Source organism: Paenibacillus pasadenensis, assembly GCF_002864175.1.
In the GTDB taxonomy this organism is placed as follows: Bacteria; Bacillota; Bacilli; order Paenibacillales; family Paenibacillaceae; genus Paenibacillus_O; species Paenibacillus_O pasadenensis.
Window position 1 is genome coordinate 589999 of record NZ_NFEZ01000001.1, and the last position, 21980, is coordinate 611978.

Sequence of the window (21980 nt, forward strand, 5' to 3'; positions counted from 1 at the left end):
AAGTTGAGCATCAGACCTGATGAAATCAGCACGCTGATCAAGCAGCAGATCGAACAATATAAATCCGACATCCAAGTAGAGGAAGTCGGCACGGTCATTCAAGTCGGCGACGGCATTGCGCGCGTCCACGGCCTGGAAAACGCGATGGCGGGCGAACTTCTCGAGTTCGCGAACGGCGTCGTGGGCATGGCACTCAACCTCGAGGAAAGCAACGTCGGCGTCGTCATCCTCGGACCTTACACGGACATCCGCGAAGGCGACACGGTAAAGCGTACCGGCCGCATCATGGAAGTGCCGGTAGGCGAAGCGCTTCTGGGCCGCGTCGTCAACGCGCTGGGCCAGCCGCTCGACGGCAACGGACCGATCGCTACGACGGCGACTCGTCCGGTCGAATCGCCGGCTCCTGGCGTCATGGCTCGTAAGTCCGTCTTCGAGCCGATGCAGACCGGCATCAAGGCGATCGACGCGATGATCCCGATCGGACGCGGCCAGCGCGAGCTCATCATCGGCGACCGCCAAACGGGCAAAACGCAAATCGCGATCGATACGATCGTCAACCAAAAAGGAAACGGCGTCATCTGCATCTACGTGGCTATCGGCCAAAAGCAATCGACCGTCCGTACGGTCGTCGAGTCCCTCCGCCGCCAAGGCGCGCTGGACTACACGATCGTCGTTACGGCGAGCGCATCCGAGCCGTCCCCGATGCTCTACATCGCTCCGTACACGGGCTGCTCCATGGGCGAGTACTTCATGTACAACGGCAAGCATGTCCTCGTCATCTACGATGACCTGTCCAAGCAAGCCGCCGCTTACCGCGAGCTGTCCCTGCTGCTCCGCCGTCCGCCGGGCCGCGAGGCTTACCCGGGCGACGTCTTCTACCTGCACTCCCGCCTGCTGGAGCGCGCGGCCAAGCTGAACGACGAGCTCGGCGGCGGTTCCCTGACGGCGCTGCCGTTCATCGAGACCCAAGCGGGCGACATCTCCGCCTATATCCCGACAAACGTCATCTCCATCACGGACGGCCAGATCTTCCTGGAGTCGGACCTGTTCTACTCCGGCCAGCGTCCGGCGGTCAACGTCGGCAACTCGGTATCCCGCGTAGGCTCCTCCGCCCAGACCAAGGCGATGAAAAAGGTTGCCGGCACGCTCAAGCTTGACCTCGCCCAGTACCGCGAGCTGGCGGCATTCGCCCAATTCGGCTCCGATCTGGACAAAGTCACGAAATCCCGTCTGGACCGCGGCGAACGCACACTGGAAATCCTGAAGCAAGGCATCAACCAGCCTATGCCTCTGGAGCGCCAGGTCGTGTCGCTGTACACGGTCACGCGCGGCCTCGTGGACGACATTCCGGTTCAGGACGTCCGCCGCTTCGAAGGCGAGCTGCTCAGCTTCATGGATGCCAACAAGCCGGAAATCCTGGCGTCCATCCGCGATACGAAAGACCTCAACCCCGACAACGAGAAGGCTCTTGCAGCGTCCATCCAGGAGTTCAAGAAAGGCTTCTCCCGCTCGGTCTAATAGCTAGGAACGATGATGCCGGTCCATGTCCGGGCTCGGACATGGACCGATAAGTAAGGTGGTGACTACCAATGGCAAAAGGCATGCGGGAGATCAAGCGCTCGCTCAAGAGCAAGCAGAATATGAAGCAGATCACCAAAGCGATGGAAATGGTCGCTGCGGCGAAGCTTCGCCGCGCGCAGGAGGCGGCATTATCGGCTCGTCCATACACCGACAAGATCCGTGAAGTCGTCTCCAGCATCGCCGCTGGCGCAGGCAGCATCCGGCATCCTATGCTGCAGACTCGCGAAGTGAAGCGCACCGCTTACCTGATCATCACGTCGGACCGCGGTCTCGCGGGCGGCTACAACATCAACGTACTGCGCAAGCTGATGGGCACGATCGCCGACAAGCACCGGTCCAAGGACGAGTACGAAGTTCTCGTCGTCGGCCGCAAAGGCAGCGCCTATCTGAATCGCCGGGGCATCAACATCGCCGAGGAAGTGACGGGCATCTCGGACTCTCCGAAATATGGGGACATCAAGCCGGTCGCTTACAAAGCGGTGCAGGGCTTCGAGGATGGACGCTACGACGAGGTCTATATCGTCTACAACCGTTTCCTCAATGCCATCTCCCAGGTTCCGACGATGAAGAAGCTGCTTCCGCTGAGCTCCGACGAGTTCACCGGCGCTGCGGCGCAGTACGAATACGAGCCGGACGCGGAGTCCGTGCTCAGCGTCCTGCTGCCGAAATATGCCGAGACGGTCGTGTACAGCGCGATCCTCGAAGGCAAGGCGAGCGAGTTCGGCGCCCGGATGACGGCAATGGGCAACGCGACGAAAAACGCGACGAAGCTCATCGGCGAGCTTACGCTCTCCTACAACCGCGCCCGTCAGGCCGCGATCACCCAAGAGATCGCCGAGATTGTCGGCGGCGCCAGCGCCCAGCAATAAGAAACAGCCGATTTGGAGCAGGCTGCGGCCTGCTCGCCGCATAGACATGCAACTATCTTTACTACAGGAGGGACCCCCATGAGCAACGGTCGCGTTGTCCAGGTACTGGGGCCGGTCGTCGACGTTGAGTTCGACAACGGCCATCTGCCTGAAATCTTGAACGCCATTAAGATTGAACAAAAAGCTCAGAGCGCTTCCGAGCAGGACGTGAAGCTGACTCTCGAAGTGGCCACCCACCTCGGGAACAACACGGTCCGCTGTGTCGCCATGTCCTCCACGGACGGCCTCGTGCGCGGAACGGCTGCCATCGATACCGGAGCTCCGATCACGGTTCCGGTTGGACCGGCCACGCTCGGCCGCGTCTTCAGCGTCGTCGGCGATCCGATCGACGGCAACGGCGATGTGGACCGCAGCGTAGCGCTGCCGATCCACCGTCAGGCACCGGCATTCGAAGAGCTCTCCACCCAGCAGGAAATTCTGGAAACCGGCATCAAGGTCATCGACCTGATGGCTCCGTACGCCAAAGGCGGCAAAGTCGGCCTGTTCGGCGGCGCGGGCGTCGGCAAGACCGTTACGATGCAGGAGCTTATCCACAACATCGCATCCGAGCACGGCGGCATCTCCGTCTTCGCCGGCGTCGGCGAGCGTACTCGTGAAGGCAATGACCTGTACCACGAGATGAGCGACTCCGGCGTCATTGAAAAGACGGCGATGGTATTCGGCCAGATGAATGAGCCTCCAGGCGCGCGTCTGCGCGTAGCCCTGACAGGCCTGACGATGGCGGAGTACTTCCGCGATCAAGAGAACCGCGACGTGCTTCTGTTCGTCGACAACATCTTCCGCTTCACGCAAGCGGGCTCCGAAGTATCCGCCCTGCTCGGCCGCATGCCGTCCGCGGTAGGCTACCAGCCGACGCTGGCAACCGAGATGGGCCAGCTTCAAGAGCGCATCACTTCGACCAAAAACGGCTCCGTCACGTCGATCCAGGCGATCTACGTGCCTGCCGATGACTACACCGACCCGGCTCCTGCGACGGCGTTCGCCCACTTGGACTCGACGACCAACCTGGAGCGCAACATCGCCGCCATGGGCATCTTCCCGGCCGTCGACCCGCTGGCTTCGTCCTCGCGCGTCCTGACGCCGGAAATCGTCGGCGAAGAGCACTATCAAGTGGCTCAAAGCGTGAAGAAGCTTCTTCAGCGCTACAAAGAGCTGCTCGACATCATCGCCATCCTCGGCATGGACGAGCTCTCCGAGGAAGACAAGCTCGTCGTCCTTCGCGCCCGTCGCGTCCAATTGTTCCTGTCGCAGCCGCTTCACGTTGCCGCGGCGTTCAACGGCATTCCGGGCCTCTCGGTACGGATTCAGGATACGGTTCGCGGCTTCAAGGAAATTCTTGAAGGCAAGCATGACGATCTTCCTGAGCCGGCCTTCCACAACGTCGGAACGATCGAAGACGCCGTTGCCAAGGCGAAGAAACTCGCTCAAGAGGTTTAATCCTCGGCGGATGGAGGGATCGTATGAGCACCTTACTGCTTGAAATTGTAACGCCTGAGCGGACGGTCTATGCCAAGGACGTCAATATGGTCATTCTTCGCGGCGTCGAGGGCGAGATGGGCATCCTGCCTCATCACGTCCCGACGGTAACCCCGCTGAAGATCGCCGCCGTCGTGGCGAAGATCGGCGGCAAAGAGGAGAAGATCGCCGTCAGCGGCGGCTTCGCCGAAATCCGTCATGAAAAGGTCGTCATTCTCGCCGAAAGCGCCGAGCTTCCGGATGAGATCGACCTCGACCGTGCCCAGCTGGCCAAAAAGCGCGCCGAGGATCGTCTCCGCGGCCGCAAGGACGAGGTGGATTTCCGCCGCGCCGAAATGGCTTTGCAGCGTGCGATGAACCGGATCAGCCTGCGCGGCTGATGCTCCGGATCGATTTAAAGCCCAGTCTCCGTTCAAGGAGACCGGGCTTTTTTTTCATGCCGTCGATCGAACGGAATCTGGGGATAAACGAATGGTCATGGGGATGGAATGGGAGTGGAATGTGAATAACGAGTGGATATGTGGATAAGTTGTTCACATCCCTCCTTTTATTGAGGATAACACTGTGAATATCCTGTGAATAGAAATCGAATTTCGAAAAATGAAGCCTAGGCAGGATGACGATCGTCTAGGGTTGAATGAATAGGGAGCCAATTCATGGGAAAGAGGGGCATGAACCGATGATCGACATCCATACGCACATCCTGCCCGGCATCGATGACGGTGCGCGTCACCGGGAGCATTTGCTGGAGCTGGCGGAGGCCGCAGTGGAGGAAGGCATTACCGACGTGATCGCGACCCCTCATCATGCCAACGGCGTCTACTGGAATCCAGCCTCCCGCGTGAAGGAGCTCCTGCAAGAGTCCCAGGCGGTTTTAGAGGCGCATGGGCTGCCTTTGCGCCTGCATCCCGGACAGGAGATTCGCGTCCACGGCGAGCTGCTCGACCACTTGGAGGCAGGCGAGCTGCTGACGCTGGCAGGCACGCCTTATCTGCTGCTGGAGATGCCTGCCGAGGAGATGCCTGCCGAGATGCCCGAGCTCGTCTACGAGCTGACGCTGCTCGGCATCCGTCCGGTCATCGCCCACCCCGAGCGGAACCTCGAGGCGCTGCGCGAGCCGCGCAAGCTGGAGGAGCTGATCGCGCTCGGAGCATGGACGCAGGTGACGACGCATTCCCTTCTGGGCCTTTACGGCAAGACGTTCGAAAAAGGCGCGTGGTCGCTCGTGCGGAACGGACTGATCCACCTCGTCTCGTCCGATGCCCATCATGCCCGCCGGCGCGGGTTCAAGCTCGCCGATGCGTACTCGCTGCTGGAGACCAGGCTCGGGAGGCCGGCGCGGCTTTATTTCGAAGGGAATGCCCGGGACTTGCTCGCGGGAGAGGAGCTGGCGCCTTCCGGCGACATGCTTGCCGAAACAAAAGCAGCAGCCGGCAAAGGGCTGCTGAAGGGCTGGTTCGGACGCAGAAGCTAGGGCTGGGGCAATAGAAGAGGAGGCAGGAAAACGGGGCCGGCCGCGAGCAAGCACGGTCAAGAATGCCGCCGGTCGCAGCCGAAACGGCTAGTCGTCGTAGCGGCCATAGCTGCGGGCGAAGCTCGCCATTCGATTGTAGGCGGCCCGGTCGAGCTTTTTCACCGGTCTGAACTGGGGATGGTTCGTATTGACCTCGAGCACCCACAGCTTCTTGCTGCGGTCGATGGCGAAGTCGATGCCCATTTCATGCATGCCCTTGTAGCGGCGAGACAGCGAGCGGCTGACCGCGAGCGCCTTGCGCTCGATCAGGTCGGTGTTGGCCCTGGCGGCGGAGGCAGGCAGTCCTTGCATCTCCCACAGGCTGGACAGCATGACGAGCTTCGCGCCTTGATGGACATTCGTCACGATCTTCGAAGGAGAGGCGATCTTGGCCGTGAAGGCGGTGCAGGTCCAGGGGCCTTTCGGCCGTCGCTGCACCATCGCGCGCAGATCATAGGGCCTGCCTTCGACTTGATCGAGCGGTATGCCGCGCTGGATGAGCAGCTTCTTGCCCGACTTCCGCCGCTTCAGATGACGATAGACGGCGTCGATCGTGCGAAAGCTGCGCGTGGTCTGCTTGCGCGACAGGACGGAGGCGAGCTCGTAGTCTCCGGACGCGGTGCGGCGCAGGCGATGGACGCCCATGCCGAGCGAGCCGATATTCGGCTTGATATAGAGCATTTCGTAGCGGGAGGCCATTTGAGTCAGCCGCTCGAGCGAGAAAGGCTTCGCGGCCGGAACAAGTCCAGCCGTCGCCGGATCCTTTTTCAGCATGCGGCTGACCCGCAGCTTGCCCCAGAGAGCGCGGGATTTATATCGTTTGACATACTTCTTGACGGATGGCATGCGGGTCACCTCCCCTTACCTTATGAAGGGCGGGCGGGGGAGAATTGTGCGAATGGCGCGATGACAGAAAAAGGGCTCGGGCCGCATAAGGGAGCGCGCGCAAGCGCAACCTGAAAGAGATGGGCCGCGCTGTTTGTTTGTTCGCGGACAAGGGTAAAGAAACCGTAGATGCTTCTCCGCAAGCAAGCCTGATTGCCAAAGCGAGAAAGGGGAAAACGACAATGGCTACTTCATCCGCAAGCCGCGCCGCAAAAGCAAACGTCAAGACGCAGGAGGCGCTGAACAAGCAAGTCGCCACGCTCGGCGTCCTTTATATGAAGCTTCACTCGTTCCACTGGAACGTGACCGGACCGAACTTCTATACGCTGCATGTCAAATTCGAGGAGCTGTACAACGCCGTGACGCTCATGTTCGACGAAGCGGCGGAGCGCCTGATCGCGATCGGCGGCAAGCCGGTCTCGACGATGAAGGGCATGCTGTCGCAGTCCGCGATCAAGGAAGCGACGGAAAAAGAAGATGCGGACGCGATGGTGCGCGCCGTCATCGACGACTTCGCGACGATCGCCTCGGAGATGAAGGAGGCGGCGGAAGCGGCGGAAAAAGAAGATGATGCCGCGACGGCCGACATTCTGACGGGCATGGTCGAGCAGCTCGACAAGCATCGCTGGATGCTGGAGAAATTCCTCGGCTGATCCGTTTCCCGGCAGCCGAACGATGAAGCCCCTGCGCCCCCGCGCGCAGGGGCTTGTTTCGTTTCGTCCGGGCCTTGCCGCTGTCTGCGGGCGAACGGAAAGCGAACGGAGAAGAGGAAATCGGCTGTGCGAAAGCGAATGAGTAGAGAGTGGAATTCCCGGTTTCCGGCGGAAGGGATAGAAGCGCGGCTTCGTCATAGGATAGATACAGAGCAAAGGATTTGAGGCTCATGAATAGATGGCATATCCTCGCGGCGAGGCTTCGCCGCAAGCGGCTGGCCGCCGTGGCGTCCGCCGTCTTCCTGACGTCCGTGCTCGGCGCGGGGCCCGCGCACCCGAACGAACCGGTTCGGGTGCTAAGCGCGCGGAGCGCATCCCCGGCGGAAGCGGCGGCGACGGGAGCGGCGGGAGCAAGTCCGGCAGCGGCCGCGCAAAAGAAGCAGCAGGCCTATCTTCGTCAGATCGGAGCGCTTGAGGTCCAGTCCGCCAGGAAGCAGTCGAGCGGTCTGACGGTCGCGATCGTCGATACGGGCGTCGATCTGCAGCATCCGGCCTTGAAAGGGCGCCTGCTGCCGGGCGTCAACCTGCTGCAGCCGGGCAAGCCGCCGCAAGACGACAACGGCCACGGCACGAGCGTGGCTGGCGTCGTAGCGGCGCTGCTGCCGCAAGCGAAGCTGCTGCCGGTGAAGGCGCTCGACGAGAACGGCTACGCGGAGGAGCGCGGGCTCGGCGAGGGCATCCGCAAGGCGCTGGACAAAGGAGCTCGCATCGTCGTGCTGTCCGTCGGGCTGTATCATTCTTCGCCCTATATGGCCGATATCGTCAATCGCGCGGAGCGGACGGGCGTGCTGCTCGTCGCGGCGGCCGGCAACGACATGCAGCGGTTCGGCGGCAAGACGACGGTCAAATATCCGGCCGCCTACCCGACCGTGCTCGCTGTCGGAGGCGTCGCTGCGGACGGAGCTCCGGAAAGGCGCTCGAGCCGCGGCAGCGAGATCGACGTCGCCGGGGCGTGGCGCGTCTTTACGGCGCAGCTGGGCGGCGGGTACCGCTACGAGGAAGGCACGTCCATGGCCGCTCCGCAGGCGGCCGCGGCGGCCGCCCTGCTGTGGAGCAAATACCCGGCGCTCAAGCCTTACGAGATCCGCTCGTTCCTGCGCCAGACGACGAAGGATACGCTGCCGGCCGGCTTCGATCGTGCGACCGGCTACGGACTGCTGCGGATGGACCAGTCGCTTGGCGGCAAGTACAAGGCCGATCCGCATGAGCCGAACGATACCCGCGCGCTGGCGGCGGCGCTGCCGCTCGGCAAGCAGCTGTCCGCGGAGCTGGCGGGGGGCGGGGATCGCGACTGGTACGTCCTCGACTGTCCGCATGACGGCAGCGTCAAGCTGCGGCTGCAGCAGCTTCTCTCTCCGGACGCCGCTCCGGCGCCGCTCGACGTTCTGCTGGAGCAGGACGGGGGCACGGTTGAAAAAAAACTTGCCGCCAGCAACAACGTGCTCGTCTGGCGCGTCAAGAAAGGAGCGAACCGGCTGCGCATCCAGCTGCAAGGCGCCGGCATGGAAAAAGCGGCTCCTTATTTGCTGAGCAGCGTATTTTCCATGCGTCCGGACGACGGGGAGCCGAACGGCAGCGCCGAGGAGGCGACCGCGCTTCCGGACCGCAGCCAGACGGTGAAGGCGACCTTCCACGAAACGGGCGACTCCGACTGGTACAAGATCCAGGTTCAAAAGGAGGGCAGGCTCCGCCTTCAGCTCGAGCCCGGCACGATGCGGATGGACCCGGCCTTCGCCTACCGCCGCGCCGGATCGCCGGAGACGGCGGTCGACGAGGCAGGGGAAGGTGCCGCGGAGGCCTCCGCTTCGATCCGCGTCTCTCCAGGCACTTATTATGTGCGCGTCTGGGATGCCGCGGAGCTTCCCTATGCGCCGCCCGAAGGCTATTACACGCTGTCGATCGAGCGGAGCTGAGCCCGCCGGGCGCGGAGGCGCGGGGAGCCGGCCAAGCGCTTCAGGAAGGCTGCCCTGCTGCCGATGACTATAGGGAGCCGATCCGATGGAGCGCCTGGCGGAACGACAGATTCCTGCTGCGAAGGGCAGCAGGGGTTATTGCAATGTCGATCGATTTGTCAAGATGCATATTTTACCGTTTATCGGTATGGAATCGGGGTTATTAAATGAACAGCAATCAGGGAATCGGAGAGGCGTTCACCTCGCTCGGGCTCGTCGGCCTGTTCTCCATCCTCGTCACGATCCTCAGCATCCTGCTGGCCTGGTATCTGCTGCAGGAGCTGAAGCTCGACACTTGGTTCAAGCATCCGCGCGGTCCAAGGGCGCGCGTGCTGATCGCGGTGCTCGCCGTCATCCTCGGCCATCAGTTCGCGCGCTTCATCCTCGATTACTGGTCCTGGACGAACATGCTCAAGCTGATCTAGGCCGGAGCGCTTGCCAGCTCCGCTCTTCGCATAAGCCGGGGAGCGATTGCAGACACTAAGCTCAAAACACGGTCCGAAAAGAAAAGCGGCTCCCGAATGCTATAAGCTGCAGCAGACAAATTTCGATCTTCTTCTCCGGAAGGAGCCAAGAACGGCCCGCTGCAAATTAAACCTTGTCGATTTCTGTAGACGAGTGTTAATATGGTCTGTGGTATTCTGGGTTATACTCGTCCTTTTAACCGGAATTCCCTCTGAATCCCAATGAGGAATCAGCAACGCCCGTCACTCGAATCGAACTTCAATCCTGATTCAAATAGAAGAAAGAAACGCATGAAGAAAATGCAGCGTCCGGAGGGAACGGTATATGAGCAAAATTGTCGTTAGAGGAGGCCGCAGGCTGGAAGGAACGGTGCGCGTCCACGGAGCTAAAAATGCGGTGCTGCCGATTCTGGCCGCCTCCCTACTCGCCACGGAAGGAGAAAGCGTCATTTGCGACGTTCCCCTCCTCGATGATGTCCTGACGATCCGCCAGGTGCTGGAGACGCTCGGCGCAACAGCGGTCATCGGAGAAGACTGCATGACGATCTCGGCCGAACGGCTGACCTCCTGCGAAGCTCCGTACGAATGGGTCAGCAAGATGAGGGCTTCGTTCCTCGTCATGGGTCCGCTGCTTGCCCGGCTCGGCAAGGTCCGCATCTCGATGCCCGGCGGCTGCGCCATCGGCACGCGTCCGATCGACCAGCATCTCAAGGGTTTTGAAGCGATGGGTGCGGAAATCACGATCGGTCAGGGCTTTGTCGAAGCATCCGCGCCGGACCGCCTGAAAGGCGCCAAGATCTACCTGGACGTCGCCAGCGTAGGCGCGACGGAAAACATCATGATGGCGGCGGCTCTCGCCGAGGGCACGACAACGCTGGAAAATGCTGCCAAGGAACCTGAGATCGTCGATCTCGCGAACTACCTCAATGCGATGGGCGCGCGCGTGCGCGGCGCCGGCACAGGCATGATCCGCATCGAAGGCGTCGAGAAGCTCGTCGGCGCTCGCCATCACGTCATTCCGGACCGCGTGGAGGCCGGCACGTTCCTGATCGCCGCGGCGATCACCGGCGGCGACGTCTTTGTCGAAGGCGCGATCAGCGACCACCTGGGCCCGGTCATCGCCAAGCTGCAGGAGATGGGCGTCCAGCTGACCGAAGAAGATACGGGCATCCGCGTCACCGCCGGCCGGCCGCTGCGCGGCGTCGACGTCAAGACGCTCCCGCATCCGGGCTTCCCTACCGACATGCAGTCGCAGATGATGGCGCTGCTGCTCGTATCCGAGGGCACGTCGGTCGTCACGGAGACGGTGTTCGAGAACCGCTTCATGCATGTGGACGAATTCCGCAAAATGAACGCCAACATCAAGGTGGAAGGCCGCTCGGCCATCATCACCGGCGGCGTGCCGCTGTACGGCGCCAAGGTGACGGCGACCGACTTGCGCGCCGGAGCGGCGCTCATCTGCGCCGGACTCGTCGCCGACGGCGAGACGGAGGTCGGCGGCTTGCATCACGTGGACCGCGGCTACGTCGACATCGCCGGCAAGCTGGCCGCGCTCGGCGCGGACATCCGCCGCACGGAGCCGATGGAGCCTGCTCAGGAGCTGCTCGAGCCGATCGTTCTTCCGTCGCTGCGCGAGCCGGCCGAGACCGAAGAAGTTCAGGTCGCCGCGGCGGCCGCATCGGAGGAAGACAGCTACAAGGCCGAGCAGGAAGTGGCGATCGAGGACGTCGAAGCGACGCTGGCTTGATCGTTTCGTTTTGCGGCTGCCGGGCAGCGCCTCTCGCAGGCGCGGCGCGTGAAGGCCGACAGAGATAAAGGGAGTGGAGCGCCGGTTGCCGGGGCTCTTTTTTTACGTTCATTTTCGGTTCATTTGCCTATGCTACGCTTTCCCGTGTGAGGAAGGGGAGGAGTGGCGAAGTGAGAAAATGGATGGTTGTGCTTGGAGTGCTCATTCTGGCGGGCGGAGGCTGCGCCTATTATGCCTATCGCTCTCAGGATCAGGCACCCGCCGCGGCAGCGGCGACAGCCCGCACCGTGCAGGCGACGCAGGGCAGCATCGAGACGAGCGTATCGGGCAGCGGCACGGTGGCGGCAGCCGATCCGACCGTCGTGCGCACGGGCCGCCAAGGCACCGTCGAGAAGGTACTCGTCCAGGAAGGCGACGAGGTGAAGGCCGGCCAGACGCTGCTGACCTTTGAAAAGAAGGACAATGCGCTCGGCATTCGACAGAAGCAGCTGGAGCAGTCCAAGCAGGAGCTGTCGCTGCAGCAGCTGAAAGTCCAGTATTGGCAGGAGGGCGACGAGGACAAGCAGGACGAGCTGATGCTGCAGATCGACAGCGCCAAGCTGTCGCTCGAGCAGCTCGCAGCGGACATCGCCGATTTGCAGGCAGAGCAAAATGCCGACGGCAAGGTCGTCGCTCCTGCGGCTGGCACGGTGACGGCGGTCGCAGTCGAAGCCGGCCAGGAGGTGAACGGCAGCGTCGAGGCGGTGACGCTGACCGACTACAGCGAGCTGACGTTCACGATGAGCGCGGATGAGCTGGACGTGCCGAAGCTGAAGGCCGGCCAGCAGGCGGAAATCGTGCTGAACGCGCTGCCGGACGAGACGTTCGAGGGCGAGATTACGGACATCGCCCGCGCAGGGACGTCCAGCAACGGCGTCGCCTCTTACCCGGTCACGATCCGCATGACCCGTCTGGCCGGCGTGCTGGCCGGCATGTCCGGCTCGGTCAAGATCGTGACGGAATCGGCGGACAATGCCGTGCTCGTCCCGGTGGACGCCGTCGTGACGATGGCCGGCAAATCGTATGTGCGCGTGCCGGCAAGCGGAACGGATGCGGCTGCGGGCGGCGCCGGAGCTGCTGCAGCCGACGGCGCTTCCGGCCAAGGCCAAGGCCAAGGCCAGTGGCAGGGGCAGCGCGGCGAGCGTCCGGCCGGAAGCGGCCAAGGACAGCCGGGGACCGGAGCGGCAGGGCAAGCCGGAGCGGCAGGCCAGCCTGCGGCGGCAGGCCAGCCTGGAGCCGCAGGGCAAGCTGGAGCCGCAGGCGAGGTTGGAGCGGCGGCCGGCCAGTCCGGCAGCAATCGCGCCAATCGAATGGCGCTCGGCGGCCAGCTGCAGGAGGTCGAGGTCGGCCTCATCAGCGAGGACTATGCGCAGATCGTCTCCGGCCTGTCCGCGGGCGACTCGGTGCTCGTGCCGCTGCCGACCGGCACGGTCGGCGGCTCGACCGGGCAATCCACGCAGCAGGGCGGCTTCGGCGCAGGAGGCGGCTTTGGCGGCGGAGCGGCCGGCTTCGGCGGCGGCATGCCGGGCGGCATGGGCGGCGGCATGGGCGGAGGCCGCAATTGATGGGGCGCGGGCCAAGAACAGCCGCTGCGCATGGCGACGACGGATCGCAGACGGCGACGCTGCCGCCAAGCTCGGAGAGGGCTTCGCTCATCTCCATCCGCGACGTGCGCAAAAGCTACCGGATGGCCGGCGAGGAGGTGCCGATTTTGAAGGGAGTCGACCTGGAGGTGACGGCGGGCGATTTCCTCGCGATCATCGGCCCGTCCGGCTCCGGCAAGTCGACGCTGATGAACGTCATCGGCTGCCTCGATACGCCGACCTCCGGCAGCTATAAGCTGGACGGCCAGGAGGTCGGCGGGCTGAGCGAGAACCGGCTGGCGGAGGTGCGCAACCGGGGCATCGGCTTTATTTTTCAGAGCTTCCACCTGCTCCCCCGGATGACGGCCCGCGAAAACGTGGAGCTGCCGCTCATCTACCGGGGCTTGTCCGGCAAGGAGAGGCGGGAAGCGGCCGAAGCGGCGCTGGCCAAGGTCGGCCTCGCCGACCGGATGGACCATCGGCCGAACCAGCTGTCCGGCGGCCAGATGCAGCGGGTGGCGATCGCGCGGGCGCTGGCCGGGCATCCGCCGATCCTGCTCGCCGACGAGCCGACAGGCGCGCTCGACACGAAGACCGGCGCGGAGGTGCTCGGGCTCGTGCAGGAGCTGAACCGGCAGGGCCATACGATCGTGCTCATCACGCATGATCTGGACGTCGCGGCTAAGGCCGGACGCATCGCGTTCATGAAGGACGGTCTGCTGACGGAGGAAGGAGGGGACGCGCGTGAAGCTTTCGCAAGGCATCCGCATGGCCTGGAGCAGCATTCTCGCTAACAAGCTTCGCACGGCGCTGTCGATGCTCGGCATCCTGATCGGCGTCGCGACCGTCATCTCGCTCGTGGCGATGGGCCAAGGCTCCGCCAACGAGGTGAGCGCGCAGCTGCAGGGCCTCGGCACGAACATGCTGTCGGTGAACGTCACCGGCCGCGGCAGCAGCACGACGCTGACTCTTCCGCAGGCGGAGACGCTCGGCGACGGGATCGACGGCATCGACGGCCTGTCGCCGACGGTCAGCGGGAGCGCGGCCGCGCGCTACGGCAGCGTGCAGACAGAGTCTTCCGTCACCGTCGAAGGCGTGACGCCCGATTACGAGGACGTGCAGGATTTCCACCCGCAGGAGGGACGATTCATTGCGCCGCTCGATCTGGAAGCCTACAGCAAGGTGGCGCTGCTCGGCATCGACACGTCGGAGGAGCTGTTCGGCCCCGGCGTCAGCCCGGTCGGCGAGACGATCCTGCTCAGCGGCGTGAAGTACAAGGTCGTCGGCCTGCTGGAGCCGAAGGGCACGTCGCTCGGCGCTTCGAACGACGAGAAGATCCTCGTGCCGATCACGACGGCGCAGCGGCTGTTCCAGTCGGAGGGCGTGCGGACCGTCGCGGTCAAGGCGGCCTCGGAGGAGACGATGGACGCGGTGACGGCAGCGCTGGAGGCGAAGCTGTCGGCTATTTTCCGGGGCAATACGAACAGCTACCGCATCACCAACTCGGAGGAGCTGAAGGAGACCGCCACGTCCGTGTCGAAAACGATGTCCACGATGATGGCCGGCGTAGCCGCCATCTCGCTGCTCGTCGGCGGCATCGGCATCATGAACATCATGCTCGTGTCGGTGACCGAGCGCACGCGCGAGATCGGCATCCGCAAAGCGCTCGGCGCGCGCAAGCGGGACGTGCTGCTCCAGTTTCTCGTCGAGGCGGCCTCGATCAGCAGCCTCGGCGGCGCGCTCGGCATCGCGGCGGCGTTCGGCGCGGCCGCCATCATGGAGCGGACCGGCACCGCCACGCAGATCGAGTCCGACATCGTGCTTTATTCGTTCGTCTTTTCCGCGCTCGTCGGCATCGTGTTCGGCTTGTTCCCCGCCAACAAGGCGGCTTCCCTCAAGCCGGTCGACGCGCTGCGCCATGACTGACCGCTTCTAATCTGGAGGTATGCCGCATGAAATCCCCGTCGATCCTGCTCATCGAGGACGATCCGCTCATCACCGACCTGCTCGAGCTTTATCTCGAGCGCTATGGCTTCCGCTTCTCGGTCGCGCATGACGGCGCGGCGGGCCTCGCCCGGTTCTACGACCAGATCCCCGATCTGGTCGTGCTCGACGTCATGATGCCGGGCCGGGACGGCTGGAGCGTCTGCGAGGAGATCCGGAGCGCCAGCAAGGTCCCGATCATCTTTCTCACCGGCAAAGGAGAAGGCTACGACAAGCTGAAGGGCTTCTCCCTCGGCGCCGACGACTACCTCGTCAAGCCGTTCGATCCGAAGGAGCTGATCGCGCGCATCCGCGCGGTGCTGAAGCGGACGCATCCGACGCTGTACAAGGACAGCGCGGAGTTCCCGGATCTGGTCGTCGACGCGACCGAATACCGGGTGCTCGTCCGCGGCAAGGACGCCGGCTGCGCGCCGAAGGAGGTCGAGCTGCTGTACTGCCTCGCCTCCCGGCCGGGCAAGGTGTTCTCGCGCGAGGAGCTGCTGCAGGCGGTGTGGGGGATGGACTATTTCGGCGACTCCAATACGGTCGACGTGCATATCAAGCGGATCCGCGACCGGATCGGCGAGCATCCCGCCTGGCGGATCGGCACGGTGCGCGGCGTCGGCTACCGCTTCGAGGCCGGGGCGTCATGAGCGCCGGCGGCCTCAAGGACGCTGCCCGGCGGCTGGGCGAAAGGGCCGCCGCTGTCGCGAGGCGGCTCGGCGTCGGCGGCATTTTCGCCAAGCTGCTGCTCATCTCGCTCTCGACGCTGGCGGTCACGTTCCTCGTCTACAACCTGCTCTCCTCGCAGCTCGTCGGCCGGGACATGCTCGACCGCAGGCAGGGGGTCGAAGGAGCCGAGCTGCGGCGCACGATCACGCTGCTCGAGACGGCGGCCCGGGACGGCTGGAGCGACGACTCGATCCGGACCGCGCTGCAGCTCGTCGTGCCGCCGCAGATGAAGAGCATCCTCATCATCGACCGCGGCGGACGCTACATGCAGATCGGCCAGGTGCCGCTGCCCGAGTCCGACATCCGCGAGCTGATCGCCTCGGCCGGCATCGGCCGGAGTCCGGAGGCCCGCACCGAGATGGTCAAGAACGACTCGGGCAAGTACATCGTCAGCTCCCAGTACGTGCCGTCGCTCGATCGCTACGTCGTCTCGCTGTCGACGGGCTTCCAGCGGGAATTCCGGCGGGTGCAGAACCTGAACGCGCTCGCCATCGGCATCGCGATCGCCGTGTCGGTGCTCGTCTCGTGGGCGTTCTCGCGGTACATGACGCGCCGCATCCGGCGGATGAGCCTGGGCGCCGAGCAGTTCGCCAAGGGCCGCTTCGAGACGAAGATCGCCGACCGCTCCACCGACGAGCTCGGACAGCTGGCCGGCTCGCTCAACCGGATGGCGGGCGATCTCGGCGCGCTGGAGCAGATGCGGCGGGACTTCCTGGCCAACGTGTCCCATGACCTGCGCTCGCCGCTCACGTCGATCCACGGCTATCTCGAGGCGATCCTCGACGGCACCGTTCCGCGCGACAAGGCGGACCGCTATCTGCGCATCACGCAGGACCAGACGGCGCGCCTCATGAAGCTCGTCAGCGACCTGCTCGACATGTCCAAGATCGAGGCCGGCCAGTTCGACGTCGTGCCGGCCGAATTCGATCTCGCGGATATGATCCGGCTGCTGCTCTCGCGCATGGAGTCTACGTTCAGCCATCACAGCGTACGGTACGAGATTGCCGGGCTGCCAGGAGGAGAGCGGCGCGAGCGGGCGGAGCCGGAAGGGGCCGAAGCGGGCAAGGCCGGGACCGCTGGCGCGCCGCGAGCCGCGGAGCCGGGCGAGGTGCTCGTCGTCGGCGACCCGCACCGGCTGGAGCAGGTAATGGTCAATCTGCTGCAAAATGCGATGGCGTTCTCTCCGCATGGCTCGACGGTTCATGTCACGCTGGAATGCGGGCCGGACCGCGCCTGCGTCTCCGTGCGGGACGAAGGCATCGGCATGAGCGAGGAGCAGGCGCGCCGCATCTGGGAACGCTTCTACAAGAGCGACGAAGCCCGCGGCGGCCGCGGCGGCACCGGCATCGGGCTGTCGATCGTCAAGCATATCCTCGACGCGCACGGCTCGCGCATCGAGGTGCGGAGCGAGCCCGGCCAGGGCAGCGAGTTCCGCTTCTGCCTCGTGCGGGCGGGCTTGGCCGGTTCCGACGAGCAATACCGCGAGTCATCCGAGAAATAGGGATGACTCGCGGCTTTTTTGCATTGTTGGCGGCCGCGGGCTGGCAGCAGCCAGCCAGGCGGCAGGTGCAGCAGGTGCAGTGCGAATGCCAAGCTCCCATAAAATCTCCGGGAGATTCGCACCTCGAAAGTTGTCGAATCCCATCGAAAAAATGTTATCTTGATTTTTGTCAAGTCAAAACTTATGCTAAATTCAGAGCAACAGTAGAAGCTGGCACCCCCTTTCAAGGCTGGAAGCGCTGTTATTCGCTGTCGCTCCCCGCTGGGGAGCGTGGATTGAAACCATCATCCTCGGGGCGCTCGGCATGAGGGATGCTTGTCGCTCCCCGCTGGGGAGCGTGGATTGAAACTCGCAGATAGGAGAGGTGAGCCCGCGGCACGATGAGTCGCTCCCCGCTGGGGAGCGTGGATTGAAACTCGATGAAGGAGATCCCGGAGGCGACCAGCGTGGGTCGCTCCCCGCTGGGGAGCGTGGATTGAAACTCGTATCAGGGGTTCAGCGGCTACGGCGGAGCGCGGTCGCTCCCCGCTGGGGAGCGTGGATTGAAACATGAGAGGAGGTGAGAGCAGATGACTGCAATCAAAGTCGCTCCCCGCTGGGGAGCGTGGATTGAAACACCAACTCGCTCGGCTTCGTCGTCTTCTTCGTTCGTCGCTCCCCGCTGGGGAGCGTGGATTGAAACCGTTTGGCGCTCCTTCGCGATGTTGTTCAGGTGAGGTCGCTCCCCGCTGGGGAACGTGGATTGAAACTGTAAGGTTCTGTGAATTTCTTTACCTTTTGATCTGTCGCTCCCCGCTGGGGAACGTGGATTGAAACTCGCCTAGCTCAATCAACCTTTTGGTGATTGTACCGCGTCGCTCCCCGCTGGGGAACGTGGATTGAAACCACTCCGATTTCATATCTTCGAGTCGTGAAAAAGTCGCTCCCCGCTGGGGAACGTGGATTGAAACAAGCGGAGCCGGTCGGACGTCGCCATTTTGATTAGTCGCTCCCCGCTGGGGAGCGTGGATTGAAACTCGTAGCGCCCAACCGTAAGTACCGCGTTATAACGTCGCTCCCCGCTGGGGAGCGTGGATTGAAACGGATCTGATCGTCCAGGTCGTTGACGAGGTCCTGTCGCTCCCCGCTGGGGAGCGTGGATTGAAACCAGGCCGCCGCGCTTGTAGTGGTCGGGGCGTACGGTCGCTCCCCGCTGGGGAGCGTGGATTGAAACCACACGATATAGCCTCTCGACGAGGTGTTCGATTGTCGCTCCCCGCTGGGGAGCGTGGATTGAAACCGTACATGAGCGAATAGCAGACGCATTGCTTGACGTCGCTCCCCGCTGGGGAGCGTGGATTGAAACGGCGGTTGGTAGGCCGGCCGGCTGCCGGGAGCCGCGTCGCTCCCCGCTGGGGAGCGTGGATTGAAACGCCCCGCTGATGCCGCCCATGATCGCCCCGATGCCCGTCGCTCCCCGCTGGGGAGCGTGGATTGAAACCGATAAGTGGGGAAGCCGCATACAGTTGCCCCGGTCGCTCCCCGCTGGGGAGCGTGGATTGAAACCATAGTGTTTTTCGTCGCCTCGAACTGCTTGCGCGTCGCTCCCCGCTGGGGAGCGTGGATTGAAACGGGTGCGTGAGCAATCGCGTCAGGACGGTGTTGGGTCACTCCCCGCTGGGAGCATGAATTGAAACGCGATTCGCGCGTCTCTGCCATCTGCTCCGCCGTGTCCCTCCCCGGCATGGAGCGTAATTGGAAGCCTATTTCCGTAGCCTTTGGAAAGGCGAGGGAATCTTTCCCTATTGGGAGCTTGAAAAACTAGGCGAGCGCTTCTCCTCACGAGAGATCATAAAAAACAGCTGATAAAAGCACAAAACCAACCCCCTCTGCGCGAGGCGGTTGGTTTTGTGCTTTTTCACAGGCAGTGTTCCCCCGCCTTCGCCCTGGGAGGCATTTCAAGCCTCTTTCCAGACTCGTTTCGCCTGACCCTTCCTGTTCTATTCTATAATTCCCCTCTCATACTCTATAACGATGAGATGGAAGTAGAAGAAGACTCCGTCTACGGCGGGAAAGGGGACATGTGGAGATGCGGCAGGAAAGGGAGCGGGCGCGCTGGACTTGGGACGAAGCTGTCCGAAGGACAGAGGGGACCGAGCCGGAATCGGACCCGATGATTACGGCGAGAGATCGGTCTTTGCCGGCCGGCGAAAGCAGGAGCGAGGAAGTCCGGCAGACGAGAGATTCGCCGCGAGAAGCAACGTTGGCTGAAGAAACGAAGCAACAACGAACGTTGCAGCGAGATGCGCAGCAAGACAGCACGTCGCAAGAGAACACCACGCAAAAAAACACATCGCATGAAAACACATCGCTACATCAATCGCCGCACCGGGACGAGCCGCCAGAGAAGAAGCTTCAAGAGAAACGGTTTAATGAACGGACGGTTCAGCCAGAAGCTCCGCGGGAGGTGAAGCAGCAGCAACACGCGCCGCAAAGGCAAGCGATGCGACGAGAAGGCCCTTCTGCCGGAGCGCTGAAAGGAAGAGGCGGGAGCGGAAACGGCGCAGAGGAAAGCCGGCGGGGAAGAGTGCCCGTCAAAGGCTCCCCCGATGCGGCTGTCCGCCGAACGCCGCCGACGCCATCGCCATGGACGCTGGCGGCGCTCGGCGCGCTGACAGCGGCGGCGATCCTGCTGCCGGGCCTGATCGCGCACCGGCAGGCCGAGCCGGAGCGGGCGGCCGTGGACGGGCCCGGCGGCTATGGGGCATCGGCTGTCTTCACGGAGCGCCAGCCGACGTTCACGACTTCCGCGGGCAAAGTCGTGCCGCTGCTGGGCGGCGCCCCGGACGTCCCGGCCCCAGGCGACGGCGGGACGAGCTCCGCCGCAGGCGGACAAGCCGCCTCCGCCTCTGCCCCCGGGGCATCGGACGCGGACGGCTCCCCGCCGTCCGGGCGCGAACAAAAGCCGGCCGAAGCCGGCCATGTCGAGCCGGAAGCGGAGCCCTCCTCTCCTTCCTCCGCCTCGGCGAACGCAGCGCCCGCCGAGCTCCCGCCGCTCGGCGAGCTCGACCGGATGCTCGTACGGGTTTATTTGACGGAAGAAAAGCGGGTGGAGAAGGTGCCGATGGAGCTGTACGTCCGCGGCGTGCTCGCCGGGGAGATGCCGATCGGCTTCGAGCCGGAGGCGCTCAAGGCGCAGGCGATCGCCGCGCGCACCTACATCGTGAAGCGGCTTGCCGCGAAGGACCGCTCCGGCGTGCCGGGCGGAGCCGCCGACGTGACGGATACGACGGCGCATCAGGTGTACGTGCCGCTCGCCGAGCTGCAGAAGCGCTGGAGCGGCGAGGAGCGCGAGCGCAACCTCGCCAAGCTGAACGCGGCGGTGCAGCAGACGAGAGGGCAGATCGTGACTTATGAAGGCAAGCCGATCGAAGCGCTCTTTTTCAGCACGAGCAACGGCTACACGGAGAACTCGGAGGATTACTGGGACGCCAGCCTGCCTTATCTGCGGAGCGTGGCCAGCCCGTGGGACAAGACGATCAGCCCGGAATACAAGGAGACGACGACGATGAGCCTGGCGGCGTTCTGGCGCAAGCTCGGCGTCAGCTCGAAGGCAGGCGCCCGCAGCCTGCGCGTGCTCGATACGACCGACGGCCGCCGCATCCGGAAGCTGGCGGCAGGCGGGCAGGTGCTTACGGGACGGGAGGTCCGGGAAAAGCTCGGGCTGCCCTCCACCCAGTTCACCTGGAAAGTAGAGGGCGGCGACATCGAGATCACGACGTACGGCTACGGCCACGGCGTCGGCATGAGCCAGTGGGGCGCGGACGGCATGGCCAAGGCAGGCCGCTCGGCCTACCAGATCCTCTCTCATTATTACACCGGCACGGAGGTCGTGCGGACGGCTTCGCTGCCCCGCAATCCCGCCTGAGCCCCGGACGGCCCGAAAGGGGAGGCCCGGCGTCCCTCTCAGGCGCTCTTGCAAATTCTCTATCGCCTCACGTATAAAGCCATCCAATCCGGCAACAATGGCTAGTGAGGTGATGAAAGATGAATGAACAAGATCAGAAGAACGCCAAGCAAGACCCTCCTAAAAATCAACTGGGAGGAAGAAAGCCCGCTTCAACCTACAAGAAGACCCTGTCGCGCAAATGGATCTCTCCGGCCATCTTTGTCGCAGCGGCAGCCATCATCGTAACCGTCATGTGGCTCTATCAAGGAGACGAGCAGAAGACTTCGACTACCGAGACTCCCGAGAGCGCGCAGACGGAGCAAGGCGGACAGGAGCAGATCCAAGAGACGGTCAAGCCGGTTCCGGGCGAGACGGCGCTGTGGCCGGTCGCCAGCGTCGAGGACGTGCTGGTGAAGCGGGGCTACTTTGACCGCAATGCCAGCGCGGCCGAGCAGGAAGCCTCCCTCGTGGAGCAGGGCAATACGTATAAGGGCAATACGGGCATCGACCTGGCCCGGGCCGACGACCAGCCGTTCGACGTGCAGGCCGTCCTGAGCGGCAAGGTAACGCTCGTGCAAGACCAGCCGACCAACGGCACGGTCGTCGAGATCGCGCACGGCAACGGGCTCGTCTCCGTCTACCAGAGCCTGAGCGGCGTCACCGTCAAGCCGGGCGACGAGGTCAAGCAAGCGACCGTCATCGGCAAAGCGGGCCGCAACGATCTGCAGAAGGAGCTCGGCGTGCATCTGCACTTCGCGCTGCTGAAAAACGACGAGCATGTCGATCCGTCCTCGCTGCTGCCGGCCGCAGCGCCCCAGCTGCAGACGGCGGCAGCCCAGCCGGAGGCGGGCAGCTCCGCAGCACCGGACGCGGCCGAGCAGACGGACGCGGGAGCGGCGGACAGCGCCGGCGCCGCGGACGGCGCTCAGCCGGACGACGCCGAATAAGCTTTTC

17 protein-coding genes and 1 CRISPR repeat array are annotated in these 21980 nt (G+C 63.7%); of the genes, 16 read left to right on the forward strand and 1 reads right to left on the reverse strand.

What is annotated here, in order from left to right; genetic code table 11:
• The first annotated feature begins 3 nt into the window (after nt 1–3).
• The 5 genes from atpA (at nt 4) to B8V81_RS02630 (ending at nt 5460) form a co-directional block, all read left to right on the forward strand.
• Complete coding sequence (gene atpA, locus B8V81_RS02610) at nt 4–1518, forward strand: F0F1 ATP synthase subunit alpha (RefSeq protein ID WP_028598968.1); 1515 nt, start codon at nt 4–6, stop codon at nt 1516–1518.
• 71 nt (nt 1519–1589) lie between these two features.
• Complete coding sequence (atpG, locus tag B8V81_RS02615; protein ID WP_028598969.1) at nt 1590–2450, forward strand: ATP synthase F1 subunit gamma; 861 nt, start codon at nt 1590–1592, stop codon at nt 2448–2450.
• Nucleotides 2451–2528: 78 nt separating this feature from the next.
• Nucleotides 2529–3947, forward strand: a complete 1419-nt coding sequence (gene atpD, locus B8V81_RS02620; RefSeq protein WP_028598970.1) for a F0F1 ATP synthase subunit beta — start codon at nt 2529–2531, stop codon at nt 3945–3947.
• A 23-nt stretch (nt 3948–3970) separates the two neighbouring features.
• Entirely contained in the window at nt 3971–4366 is a 396-nt protein-coding gene (locus B8V81_RS02625; protein WP_028598971.1) for a F0F1 ATP synthase subunit epsilon, read from the forward strand.
• A gap of 299 nt (nt 4367–4665) precedes the next feature.
• Nucleotides 4666–5460 (forward strand): tyrosine-protein phosphatase, encoded by a 795-nt coding sequence (locus B8V81_RS02630; protein ID WP_101807620.1) that lies wholly within the window; start codon nt 4666–4668, stop codon nt 5458–5460.
• A gap of 87 nt (nt 5461–5547) precedes the next feature.
• On the opposite strand, the gene B8V81_RS02635 is transcribed toward B8V81_RS02630, so the two are convergent.
• Nucleotides 5548–6345, reverse strand: a complete 798-nt coding sequence (locus tag B8V81_RS02635; RefSeq protein WP_043111315.1) for a YheC/YheD family protein — start codon at nt 6343–6345, stop codon at nt 5548–5550.
• A 221-nt stretch (nt 6346–6566) separates the two neighbouring features.
• On the opposite strand from B8V81_RS02635, the gene B8V81_RS02640 reads away from it, so the two are divergent.
• The 11 genes from B8V81_RS02640 (at nt 6567) to B8V81_RS02690 (ending at nt 21973) form a co-directional block, all read left to right on the forward strand.
• Entirely contained in the window at nt 6567–7037 is a 471-nt protein-coding gene (locus B8V81_RS02640; protein WP_028598974.1) for a Dps family protein, read from the forward strand.
• 230 nt (nt 7038–7267) lie between these two features.
• Entirely contained in the window at nt 7268–9010 is a 1743-nt protein-coding gene (locus B8V81_RS02645) for a S8 family peptidase (RefSeq protein WP_101807621.1), read from the forward strand.
• A gap of 206 nt (nt 9011–9216) precedes the next feature.
• Nucleotides 9217–9474: a DUF1146 domain-containing protein gene (locus tag B8V81_RS02650; protein WP_101807622.1), complete on the forward strand. Its 258-nt coding sequence runs from the start codon at nt 9217–9219 to the stop codon at nt 9472–9474.
• 364 nt (nt 9475–9838) lie between these two features.
• Nucleotides 9839–11260 carry a UDP-N-acetylglucosamine 1-carboxyvinyltransferase gene (gene murA / locus B8V81_RS02655; protein WP_101807623.1) on the forward strand — a complete coding sequence of 474 codons (1422 nt, stop codon included), beginning with the start codon at nt 9839–9841 and terminating at the stop codon, nt 11258–11260.
• A 170-nt stretch (nt 11261–11430) separates the two neighbouring features.
• Nucleotides 11431–12864 (forward strand): efflux RND transporter periplasmic adaptor subunit, encoded by a 1434-nt coding sequence (locus tag B8V81_RS02660; protein ID WP_146000447.1) that lies wholly within the window; start codon nt 11431–11433, stop codon nt 12862–12864.
• A 122-nt stretch (nt 12865–12986) separates the two neighbouring features.
• Nucleotides 12987–13676, forward strand: coding sequence for an ABC transporter ATP-binding protein (locus B8V81_RS02665; protein WP_219623300.1), 690 nt, complete (start codon nt 12987–12989; stop codon nt 13674–13676).
• A complete protein-coding gene (locus tag B8V81_RS02670; protein WP_228551732.1) occupies nt 13627–14808 on the forward strand; it encodes an ABC transporter permease in 1182 nt (393 codons plus the stop codon). Before B8V81_RS02665 ends, B8V81_RS02670 begins: the two co-directional genes overlap by 50 nt.
• 26 nt (nt 14809–14834) lie before the next feature.
• On the forward strand, nt 14835–15518 hold the full coding sequence (locus B8V81_RS02675) for a response regulator transcription factor (protein WP_028598979.1): 684 nt from the start codon (nt 14835–14837) through the stop codon (nt 15516–15518).
• Nucleotides 15515–17098 carry a sensor histidine kinase gene (locus B8V81_RS02680; RefSeq protein ID WP_101807626.1) on the forward strand — a complete coding sequence of 528 codons (1584 nt, stop codon included), beginning with the start codon at nt 15515–15517 and terminating at the stop codon, nt 17096–17098. The genes B8V81_RS02675 and B8V81_RS02680 overlap by 4 nt, the downstream gene beginning before the upstream one ends.
• A gap of 250 nt (nt 17099–17348) precedes the next feature.
• A CRISPR array of direct repeats spans nt 17349–18709; the repeat unit is 32 nt; unit sequence GTCGCTCCCCGCTGGGGAGCGTGGATTGAAAC.
• 955 nt (nt 18710–19664) lie between these two features.
• Entirely contained in the window at nt 19665–21005 is a 1341-nt protein-coding gene (gene spoIID, locus B8V81_RS25590; protein ID WP_228551730.1) for a stage II sporulation protein D, read from the forward strand.
• A gap of 119 nt (nt 21006–21124) precedes the next feature.
• The gene (locus tag B8V81_RS02690; RefSeq protein WP_101807627.1) at nt 21125–21973 is read left to right on the forward strand and encodes a M23 family metallopeptidase; all 849 of its coding nucleotides are present in this window, start codon (nt 21125–21127) and stop codon (nt 21971–21973) included.
• Nucleotides 21974–21980 lie beyond the last annotated feature (7 nt).